The 221-nt window shown below is 58.8% G+C and carries 1 protein-coding gene; it reads left to right on the top strand.

Features of this window, described 5'->3' with window-relative positions; translation table 11 throughout:
- Nucleotides 1–221, top strand: a 221-nt coding sequence (locus ACX9YW_RS23725; protein WP_460351284.1) for an amino acid permease, incomplete at both ends; no start/stop codon positions are given.

The following is a 221-nucleotide window of genomic DNA, read 5'->3' as shown; positions in this document are numbered from 1 at the left end:
AAAACGGGGTTAGCGAAGACGCTGACCGCTTTTAGCCTGACCACGATGGGGATTGGGGCCATTGTCGGGTCCGGGATCTTCATTACGCCCGGCTTAATTGCGGCCAAGTATGCGGGCCCGGGCGTCATGCTCTCGTTCGTGATTGCCGTGGTGGTCTGTGCGTTAGCGGCGCTGTGCTATTCCGAATTTTCGTCGACGATTCCCTTGGCCGGGAGTGCCTA

The organism is Pseudoneobacillus rhizolycopersici, assembly GCF_054786815.1.
The sequence above is the reverse complement of the archived record's forward strand: the minus strand, read 5'-3'. Positions and strand labels throughout refer to the sequence as shown.